We start from the raw sequence: 8791 nt of genomic DNA on the forward strand, positions 1-8791 counted from the left end.
CCGAGACGATCTCCTCCAGGGGGACGAGCGCCTTGCTGAGATCGGTGCGGAGCGTCCCTGCATGGGCGGTCTGGACGGCCGCGAGCGCGGCGGCCACGGCGAGGATCGCGAAGGGGCGCACGGTGTGGAGGCTCCGGGCCGTGGGGTTAGAGCCGCGCCTCGCGGGAGCGCTCGCTCCGCAGGGTGTCGGCGCACTGGAGGATCGACTCATAGTCCAGCATGGAGACGAGGCCGAAGACCGCCTGGGCCTCCGTCCACGACACGGTCCGGTATCCCTTGCGCTCCTGCGTGACATAGCCGCGGCCGCGGTACGTGACCCGCGTGCCCGCCAGCTCGCTCTCGCCGACGTCGGCCGGCACCGTGAAGACCGACAGCAGGGTGCGGCCCTTCTCGTAGAGCACGTGGGCCGCCTTGCGCTCACCGGCCTCCGCGATCCGCGCGCCGGCGAGCCGGATGCCCGCGGGCGAGAAGTCCGCCACCGTCACCCGCAGCCCCGCCCGCTGGCGGAACCACGCCTCCACCGCCGCCCGGTCCGCGGAGACGAACTCGGCCGGCTGATCGATCTGGGCATAGGCGATGTGCTTGTCCACCAGATTGCTCACCAGCGTCGCCGACGGGGAGGCACCCGGCAGCACCGCCCACATGAGCGCCGCCGCCGCTGCGGCGGCGGGGACCATGAGCCACGGGCGGATCGCCGCGACCCGCGCCGAACGGCGCAGCCGCGCGCGGAGCATGGCCCGGAACTCTGGCGGCGCCGACTCCCGCGGCTGCCTCCGAAGGAGCTGGCGGAAGCGGCGCTCCCCGGCGGCCCGGCTCCGGCAGGGCGGACACTCGGCGGCGTGGGTCTCCGCCGCGAGGGTCTCGGCCACGTCGAGCTCGCCGTCCACGAAGGGGTGCAGCCGGCTCCCGAACTCCCTGCAGTTCATTCCGACTCCTTCACGTACCCGTGCTCACGGGCGAAGCGGCCGAGGGCCTGACGGAGCAGAGCCCGACCTCTCGAGAGCCGGGACATGACCGTCCCGGGGGGACAGCCGAGCACCTGGCCGATCTCCTTGTAGGTCAAGCCCTCCAGGTCCGCCAGAATGACGGCCTCCCTGAAGATCAGCGGCAGCGCCTTGAGCGCCCGGTCCACATCGCCGTGCAGCACCGTCTGGAAGAACTCCTCCTGCGGGTGCGCCCCGCCCCCGCTCGGCTGCGTGACACTCTCGGACGCCGACTCCCACGCCGCCGGATCGTCCTCGAGCACCTCGTGCGAACCCTGCCGGATCCGGTTGAGGAACGCGTTCCTGAGAATGGTGAAGAGCCATGCGCGGCAGTTAGTGCCCGGGTTGAAGCGGTGGAAACTCCGGAAGGCGCGCAGAAAGGTCTCCTGGACCAGGTCCTCCGCCTCCGGCCGGTTGTGGGTGAGCCGGAGGGCGCTCCGGTGGAGCGCATCCAGATGGACCAGCGCCACCTCCTCGAACTCCCGCGCCCTCTCCGCCGCCCCGCCCCAGCCAAGCAACCGCATCTCGCCATGATAACCCCCGGCGCGCCCTCCGTATTCCCGACGCCACAGGCCAGGCCGCCCTGGTCAGCACGCCTCGGCGGCGGCGCCAGGAGCCAATCGCCTCGGCCGAGGGGCTGAACCGTGTCGCCGTCACGCTGTCCGGCTCGAAGATCTCGCACTTGATGACCTGGAAGTTGGGGCTGAGGTCGAAGTCCCGGGGGACGATCTGCGAGTAGTGTCGCATCGGCAGCAGCCCATGGCCGTCATCGGCGTCGGGGATCTCCTCGTCCGGGGAGCCGCCAACCCCGATCGGGGAGAGGATCGGGTATCCGACCCCCTGGAACGCCCTGGCAATCATCCCCGAGCAGATCACCTGAAGCTCGGTGCAATTGCCCAGGCACGCCTCGATGCTGCGGGCCTTCAGCGGCCCGAACTTGACCGGTGAGAGGAGCATCAGGGCCAGATCGAGCACGTTGCGGTCGTCGTACGACTTGCCGAGGTCTCCGACCACGGACTCGACGACTCGATCCAGGGCGGCCGGACCGATGCGACACGGACGGCAGACGCGGATATTGTGCCAGCGGTACTTCGCCAGCGGGGCGGCCACCACGCCCTCCTCGGTCAGCGCCTCGACGAGCAGCCGATCGGCGAGCGGCCCGAACGCGGCACGGGCCTCCTCGCCGAGGCGGCCCCCGCGGCGCAGCAGTGCGTCGCCGACATAGAGCGCGCTGTGGCTCCACTGGCTCTGGGTGGCGTACTTGACGAGCTGGCTGATCCGACGTTCCCCGTCCACGAGCACGACGTCTCCCTTCCGGATGTGCTGGTACAACCGCACCATGCGATTCGGGACCCTGAGCTCGTAGGCGGCAACCTTGCGATCGAGCCGGCGCGCGACGGCCCGTCTCAGGCGCTCCTCCAGCGCGCCGGCAAGCGATCGGAGCGCCACCGGCCATTTCATCGCAGCCTCCCTGATCGGTGCTCGAGTCACTTCGGATCGTCGGGATTCTCTCCACCCATCCGATCCATGAGCTCCTTGCAGCGTATGCCGTCACAGAAGATCAGGTCCCAGGACGCGAACAGGGCGATCAGCCCTCCCACGATGAGTATCCCGACCAGCCAGCTCATGCTCCTCTCCCGTTCTCGCCAGGCGCATCGAGCCCATCCCGTCTGGCGCCGCGGCTGAACGGCGTCCCGGTCGCGCGCGCCTCCACCGGGTCGCGCAGGACGCCCCCTGCACGGCTCGCTCGTTCATGTAACAACCCGCCCCCGGGCGGTATTCCCCCGCTTCGCGACGCGCCCAACGTCGACGGAATATTCGTGGCGGCCTGGCGGTTCGCGACAGTGGAGGCGCGGTCCGCGTGGCCAGGCTCGCGGCCTCGCTGATCCAGGAGGGAACTTCGTCAACACCGGGCAAGAGGAGACGGAAGATGCGAGTGAGCGCGGTGAGACCATGGCGTGCCGCCATCGTCCTGGCGGGTCTTCTGACGGTGGGGATGGGAACCACGGAGATCCGCGCCCAGAGCGCGGAGGAGCTGAAGCGACAGATCCAGGAGCTCGAGCGGTCGACCCGCGAGCAGGTCGAGTCGCTCAAGCGACGAATCGAGGCGCAAGAAACGCAGCGCACGGAGGAGCGGCGCGCCCAGGAGGATCGGGAGAGAACCGTCCAGACGCTCCAGGAGCAGGTCGAGCGCCAGCAGGTCGCCCTCGCGGCGCAGGAACGACGCGTCGGGCGGTTCCTCGACGGCTGGGAGAACTTCTTCGACCTTCAGGCCGGCGGCAAGCAGAGCAACAACGACCCGAGCCCGCTGGGCAAGAGTATCCAGGGCAACGTCTACGCCGGCGACCAGTTCAAGATCCGGCTGGGCGGCTCGCTCCGTCTGCACGTCCAGCACAACGATACGCCCGTTGGCGAATCCGTGTCGTCCGCCCTGCTGCCAGACACGACCGTCCCGGGCGGGGGCAACAATGGTGGCCGCGACAACTTCCGCGCCTTCGCGGGCCGGACGCGACTGAACCTCGCCATCGACGGCCCCGTCACGCTCGGAGGCAAGACCCAGGGCTTGCTGGAGTTCGACTTCAACCGACAGTTCACCGCGGGCGAGAGCGGCGCCGTCAACAATAATCCCCGCCTCCGTCACGCCTTCGGTCGGTGGCGCTTCGACGACGTCCTGGCCAAGGGGGATGAGTTCGTCCTCACCATGGGCCAGACCGGCAGCTTCGCCGACAATTCCCCCGACACCGTGGACTTCAACACCATGCTCGGCGGGCTGGGCGCTGCGCTCCGGCGAAACCCCCGGGTCGAGCTGTTGAACCGATATCCCCTGGCGCCGGGCGTCAAGCTCGTCAGCGCCATCGGTTTCGAGCGCCCCTTCTTCGGGAACGATTTCGTCGGCACGGATCTCGGTCCCGGCGACCTGAGCGGCTTCCCGGCCGTGAGCGGGGGCATCGGGCTCGAGGCCGACCGCCTGGGCTCGGACTTCGGCATCGGCAACACCAAGGTCTACGTGCGCACCACATGGGGCGAGTTCCAGGAGCGGTTCACGACGGCCGCGATTCCCGCATCGGCGTTCGGGGCCCAGACGAACTTCAGGGAGCGCGACTTCACCAACCAGGCGGTTCACGGCACGCTCATCCTCGACCGCATCGGCTTCAACAGGACCGGGCGCGCGGGGACGCTCAAGCTGCAGGGGGGCGGGGTCTGGGCGCGCGGCGACGCGCTTCACCTCAACTCGGAGTTCGGCCCGCGCGTCATCCTGGACGATGACGGCCGGCTCGCGCCCGCCCAGAGCGCCGGAGGGTGGATCAACCCCATCCTGTGGTTGACGGACACGCTGAGCCTCCGCTGGGCCGGCGGGATCCAGTCCCTGCTCGACGACGATCGCCCCGTGATCAGCGGCGCCCCGGTGGCGGGGAGCGCGTTCCCGACCGCCTTCTTCCGGACGCTGAACCGCCAGTCGGAGATCAGCCTCTGGTGGACGCCCGGGCCGTTCACCTTCTCCCTGGCGTACAACCACACCCTCACCCACTTCAAGCGCGTGAACGCGCTCGGTGGCTCCGAGAGCCGGGAGAACGAGAACAACAAGGTCGAGCTCATCACCTGGTTCAGCTTCTGAGGCGTGCGGTCGGGCTTGGCGTCTCCGGCGTCACAGCGGGAATATCCGGCCCGGAGGCGGGTTATTGGGGGTGGAGTGGTATGGTGATTGACCACGGGCTTCAGCCGATGATCCTCTTCGACGTTCCCGGGCCGGCGGGCGCGGCATTCACGACGCGAGCGCAGCGACTCGCGTTCTGGATCAACGCGTACAATACCCTGGTGGCCCGGGGGATCCCCGCGCTGGAGATCCGTCGGTCGATCTGGGATGTGCCGGATTTCTTTGACCGCATCCGCCTTCGCGCGGGCCACCTCGTCTTCAGCCTGAACGAGATCGAGCACGGTCTGCTCCGGGGAAACCGCCCTCACCCCCTGTCGACTCACGCCTCTCGAGCCGCGCATCCACTTCGCGATCAGCTGCGGGGCTCGTTCCTGCCCGCAGGTCCAGACCTATGACCCAGCGGGCCTGGACGAGCAGCTGGACGAAGCGACACGGGCATTCGTCAACCGGGAGGTGACCCTCGAGGGGCAGACGGTGACGGCCTCGCCGATCTTCCACTGGTTCCGCGCGGACTTCGAGGAGGCGCCCGGCGGCCTCGCGGGATTCCTTGCGCGGTACCTCGAGGATGGGCCCGCGCGGCGGGCCATCATCGAGCGCGGCCTTGGGGATATCGCGTGGGGGGCGTACGACTGGAGCGTGCCGCCGCCGGGACAGGCCCTCGGCGGCCAGGAGGATGGATGGACCGCGCCGGCGTGACGCTCGGGGCCCTGGCCGGGCTGGTCGGAATCGCGTGCTGCGTGAGCCCGGTGGTCCTGGTGCTGCTGGGACTGAGCTCGGTCTCGTTCGCGATCGGCCTGGGGAACACGCTCTACTACGAGTACGGGTGGTATTTCCGCGGCGCGGCGTTGCTCCTGGCCGCCGGCGGCGTCGTGGGCATCCTCCGGAGGCGAGGATCATGCACCTTGCGAGGCGCCCGAGCGCAGTGGCGGCTCGTGAGCAGCGTGGTCCTGCTGATGGTGATCGTGTACGCGGCGCTGTATGGCCTCACCGCCTACCTGGCGCGCGCCGCAACATGAGGGAGGTCCGGATGAGCACTCCAGAACAGAAACCCGTGCCCTGCTGACCGTCCTCGCTGCTTGCCCTTCTCGTGTGGAAGGGAGTGTCCGCGGCGGGACGGCTGGCGTGGCGAGGCCTGACCCGACTCCGGGGCCACCGCCGCATCGTCACTACTGAGCGGGACGGACCAGACGGCCGTCTCGCCGAAGGATCGGGAGCTCGAGCTGAATGGCGAGATCGGTCTCATCCCGCAGGTCCGCCCATCGGGCGCTGAGGACAGCAGGGCTGTCGCTGCTGGCGCTCCTGCTGGCCTCCGGCGGGGCCACGGGCGAGCAGGCGCGCTCCTCGGCGCCGTCGCGCGCCGAGCGCGACTTCCTCGACCGCCACTGGACACGGCCTGTCCCGCCGCAGGGATCGCCGCCCGCGCGCTTCAGCGAGGTCGAAGGATCCCTCGCTCCCGGGAGCTGCGGCGTCTGCCATCCGGCCCAGCTCGCCGACTGGAAGACGAGCCTCCACGCCGGGGCCATGGGCCCAGGTGTGGCCGGCCAGCTGGTGGAAATGGCCCGCAGCGACCCGGAATCGGCGCGCGAGTGCCTGACCTGCCATGCGCCCCTCGCAGAGCAGCAGCCGGTGATCGCCGGACCCACAGGCCCGGTCGCCAATCCCCGCTTCGACACGGCCCTCCACCAGGCCGGACTGGTCTGCGCGGCGTGTCACGTCCGTCGGCACGAGCGCTTCGGCCCGCCCCGTCGGGACGGCTCGCTCGTGAGCGAGGCGCCCCCCCCCGGCCTCCCCCACAACGGCGCGACCCGCACGTCGGCCTTCCTGCGTGCCGAGTTCTGCGCGAGCTGTCACCAGTTTTCCCCGGGCGGGTTTGCCCTCAACGGCAAGCTTCTGCAGAACACGTACGCGGAGTGGCGAGCGAGCCCGGCCGCCCGGCAGGGCCTGCAGTGCCAGGACTGTCACATGCCGGATCGCCGGCACCTGTGGCGCGGCATCCACGACTCCGACATGGTCAAGTCGGGCGTGGAGATCTCCCTCGTTACCGACCGGCCGCGCTACCGTCTCGGTCAGACCCTGCGCGCGACCCTCACCATCGCCAGCCGACGCGTCGGCCACCACTTCCCCACCTACGTCACGCCCCGGGTGGTCATCCGGGCGGAGCTCATCGACGGCACCGGACAGACCGTGACGGGGAGCGTGCAGGAGCAGGCCATCGCGCGCGACGTGACGCTGGACCTGTCTCGCGAGGTCGCCGACACGCGGCTGGCGCCGGGCGCCCGGCGCATCATCGGCTACCGCCACCGGATCGAGCGGCCGGACCTGCGGCTCCGCGTGACCATCAGCGTCCACCCGGATCACTTCTACACCCGCTTCTTCGAGTCGCTCCTCGCCAGTGGCGCCGGCGCGGGCGAGGGGCAGATCAGGGAGGCGCTCGAGGCGACGCGCCGCTCGCAGTTCACCCTGTACCAGCGGGAGATTCCGCTGAGCTGACGCCTCACGGGAGACGCCCATGTCCCTACGCGTCCTGCTTGGGCTCACGCTCGCGGTCTGGGGGTGGTCGGTATCGCCTGCCGCAGCCGCCGACACGCTGACGCGGGTCAGCCGCGCGCCGTTCGCGAGAGTGGCCGAGGCGCTGGAGCAGGCCATCGCCGAGCAGAAGATGGCGCTGGTCTGTCACGCCAATGCCCAGCGCGGTGCGGCCGCGCGCGGCGTGACGATCCCGGGGAACCAGGTGATGATGGTGTTCCGAAATGGCTTCGCGGTGCGTCTGCTCGCCGCCGACCCCAGGGCCGGCTTCGAGGCGCCGATCCGCATCTACCTCTACGAGAACCCGGACGGCACCGCCACCGTCACCTACCGGACTCCGTCGGCGGTGCTGGCCCCCTACCCGCACCCCACAGTGCGCGCGGTGGCCGCCGAGCTCGACCCGATCTTCAAGGCCATCGTCGACCGGGCCGTCGCGGCGCCCTGAGCCGCCGTCCACTCCACCCGGAAGGTCCCGTCGAGCGCAGTGCCGGCCTCTTGCGATCGGCCCGCGACGGGCCCGAGGAGAATCGTCGCACCGATCGCACCCGCGACGGCGAGGCACCGCGTGAATCGGTCAAGAATGGCCATGACAATCAGTCCTTGACCGCTGGCGGCGAAGCGGGACACGCGATCGCCAGGACAGCCCCGTGGCCCGAGAGGGTTCGTGCCGCACGACGGCGACACGCGTCACGCGAGTCGACGGACATACGCCCACCCGATCGCACGAAGATCCCGAGAGACGTCATTCCGCCGGCGCTCACCCTGCCGCTGCTCATCGGCGTGCGAGCGCCGGTTCCTCCTTCGCTCGCCCCTCCGGCGGTCGCACACGACCTCCACGTCACATTCGTCCGCGAAATGTCGCTTGACGAACTCGTAGCGCTCGGTGTCGTCGGGCGACACGATGAACAGGAAGGGTGCGCCGCCGCTCACGGCCGTGGCTCCCCCGGCGAACCGCTCCTCGGCCCCGCCACGATCGGCCGAGCCCTCCCGGGGCGATCCCAACACGGCAGATTGGGGCGAGCGGAGAGGCCGCGTGCCGTCGATCATGACGAACATGACGAATGGATCTCCATGCGCTTCATGGCCGTCCCGTCCGGGGCACGCCACGTCCGAACGAGGCGTTCAGCCCTTCGTCTGCAGCGGGAGGCTGGGTGTTGTGAGGATCCCTGTGTGCCATCACTCACGTAACAGGTGGAGGCACGGAGGAATTCCTTTGCAAGAGCGAATAGTGCACTCTCTTCGCGGCGTTAGCGGGGAGCAGGGGAACGCCGGCCGACACTCACCCTCCGGCAGCGCGGCCAGCGACTCCCGGCTCCTGCCTCCCGTGTCGGGTCGGCCCCTTGCTTCGGGCCTCGAACTGGCCAACTACCCGTAGCCGAGGCGGAGGAGCGCGTTCATCGCGAGCGCCGAGTCTCTCAGCCAGGTGACAGGGGAGGCAGTTGGCCTTCGCCAGCTTCTCCCCCAGCGTGAAGGTCGTGGCGTCGGCCGGCTAGCGTGAGTTTACCCCGGAGCTGGTGGGCGCTTCGGGAAACGGGCTGAAATCACGCGCGATTCTCGCCCGAGGAGCGTAGTTACTACGGAGTCGGGAGCAAGTCAAAGCCCACCGCCAGCCGCCGCGCTGGCTCGG

The 8791-nt window shown here is 69.8% G+C and carries 11 protein-coding genes; 6 read left to right on the top strand and 5 right to left on the bottom strand.

Annotation, left to right across the window (positions count from 1 at the left end; translation table 11 throughout):
• Nucleotides 1-146: 146 nt before the first annotated feature.
• The 4 genes from HYV93_14050 to HYV93_14065 form a co-directional block, all read right to left on the bottom strand.
• Complete coding sequence (locus HYV93_14050) at nucleotides 147-926, bottom strand: zf-HC2 domain-containing protein (protein MBI2527091.1); 780 nt, start codon at nucleotides 924-926, stop codon at nucleotides 147-149.
• Nucleotides 923-1246 carry a hypothetical protein gene (locus HYV93_14055; GenBank protein MBI2527092.1) on the bottom strand — a complete coding sequence of 108 codons (324 nt, stop codon included), beginning with the start codon at nucleotides 1244-1246 and terminating at the stop codon, nucleotides 923-925. The genes HYV93_14050 and HYV93_14055 overlap by 4 nt, the downstream gene beginning before the upstream one ends.
• A 70-nt stretch (nucleotides 1247-1316) precedes the next feature.
• Nucleotides 1317-2444 carry a hypothetical protein gene (locus tag HYV93_14060; GenBank protein ID MBI2527093.1) on the bottom strand — a complete coding sequence of 376 codons (1128 nt, stop codon included), beginning with the start codon at nucleotides 2442-2444 and terminating at the stop codon, nucleotides 1317-1319.
• Nucleotides 2445-2470: 26 nt separating this feature from the next.
• Entirely contained in the window at nucleotides 2471-2611 is a 141-nt protein-coding gene (locus HYV93_14065; GenBank protein ID MBI2527094.1) for a hypothetical protein, read from the bottom strand.
• 302 nt (nucleotides 2612-2913) lie between these two features.
• On the opposite strand from HYV93_14065, the gene HYV93_14070 reads away from it, so the two are divergent.
• The 6 genes from HYV93_14070 to HYV93_14095 all read left to right on the top strand — a co-directional run bounded on the left by HYV93_14070 (nucleotide 2914) and on the right by HYV93_14095 (nucleotide 7609).
• Nucleotides 2914-4599, top strand: coding sequence for a hypothetical protein (locus tag HYV93_14070; GenBank protein ID MBI2527095.1), 1686 nt, complete (start codon nucleotides 2914-2916; stop codon nucleotides 4597-4599).
• A gap of 80 nt (nucleotides 4600-4679) precedes the next feature.
• Nucleotides 4680-5033 (top strand): DUF547 domain-containing protein, encoded by a 354-nt coding sequence (locus HYV93_14075; protein MBI2527096.1) that lies wholly within the window; start codon nucleotides 4680-4682, stop codon nucleotides 5031-5033.
• Between the two features lie 79 nt (nucleotides 5034-5112).
• A complete protein-coding gene (locus tag HYV93_14080; GenBank protein ID MBI2527097.1) occupies nucleotides 5113-5334 on the top strand; it encodes a hypothetical protein in 222 nt (73 codons plus the stop codon).
• Nucleotides 5316-5654 carry a hypothetical protein gene (locus HYV93_14085; GenBank protein ID MBI2527098.1) on the top strand — a complete coding sequence of 113 codons (339 nt, stop codon included), beginning with the start codon at nucleotides 5316-5318 and terminating at the stop codon, nucleotides 5652-5654. The genes HYV93_14080 and HYV93_14085 overlap by 19 nt, the downstream gene beginning before the upstream one ends.
• A 208-nt stretch (nucleotides 5655-5862) precedes the next feature.
• Nucleotides 5863-7128, top strand: coding sequence for a hypothetical protein (locus HYV93_14090; protein MBI2527099.1), 1266 nt, complete (start codon nucleotides 5863-5865; stop codon nucleotides 7126-7128).
• A 19-nt stretch (nucleotides 7129-7147) separates the two neighbouring features.
• Nucleotides 7148-7609, top strand: a complete 462-nt coding sequence (locus HYV93_14095) for a DUF302 domain-containing protein (protein MBI2527100.1) — start codon at nucleotides 7148-7150, stop codon at nucleotides 7607-7609.
• A 242-nt stretch (nucleotides 7610-7851) separates the two neighbouring features.
• On the opposite strand, the gene HYV93_14100 is transcribed toward HYV93_14095, so the two are convergent.
• Nucleotides 7852-8094 (bottom strand): hypothetical protein, encoded by a 243-nt coding sequence (locus tag HYV93_14100; protein MBI2527101.1) that lies wholly within the window; start codon nucleotides 8092-8094, stop codon nucleotides 7852-7854.
• Between the last annotated feature and the right edge of the window lie 697 nt (nucleotides 8095-8791).

This window comes from Candidatus Rokuibacteriota bacterium (assembly GCA_016188005.1).
In the GTDB taxonomy this organism is placed as follows: Bacteria; Methylomirabilota; Methylomirabilia; order Rokubacteriales; family CSP1-6; genus UBA12499.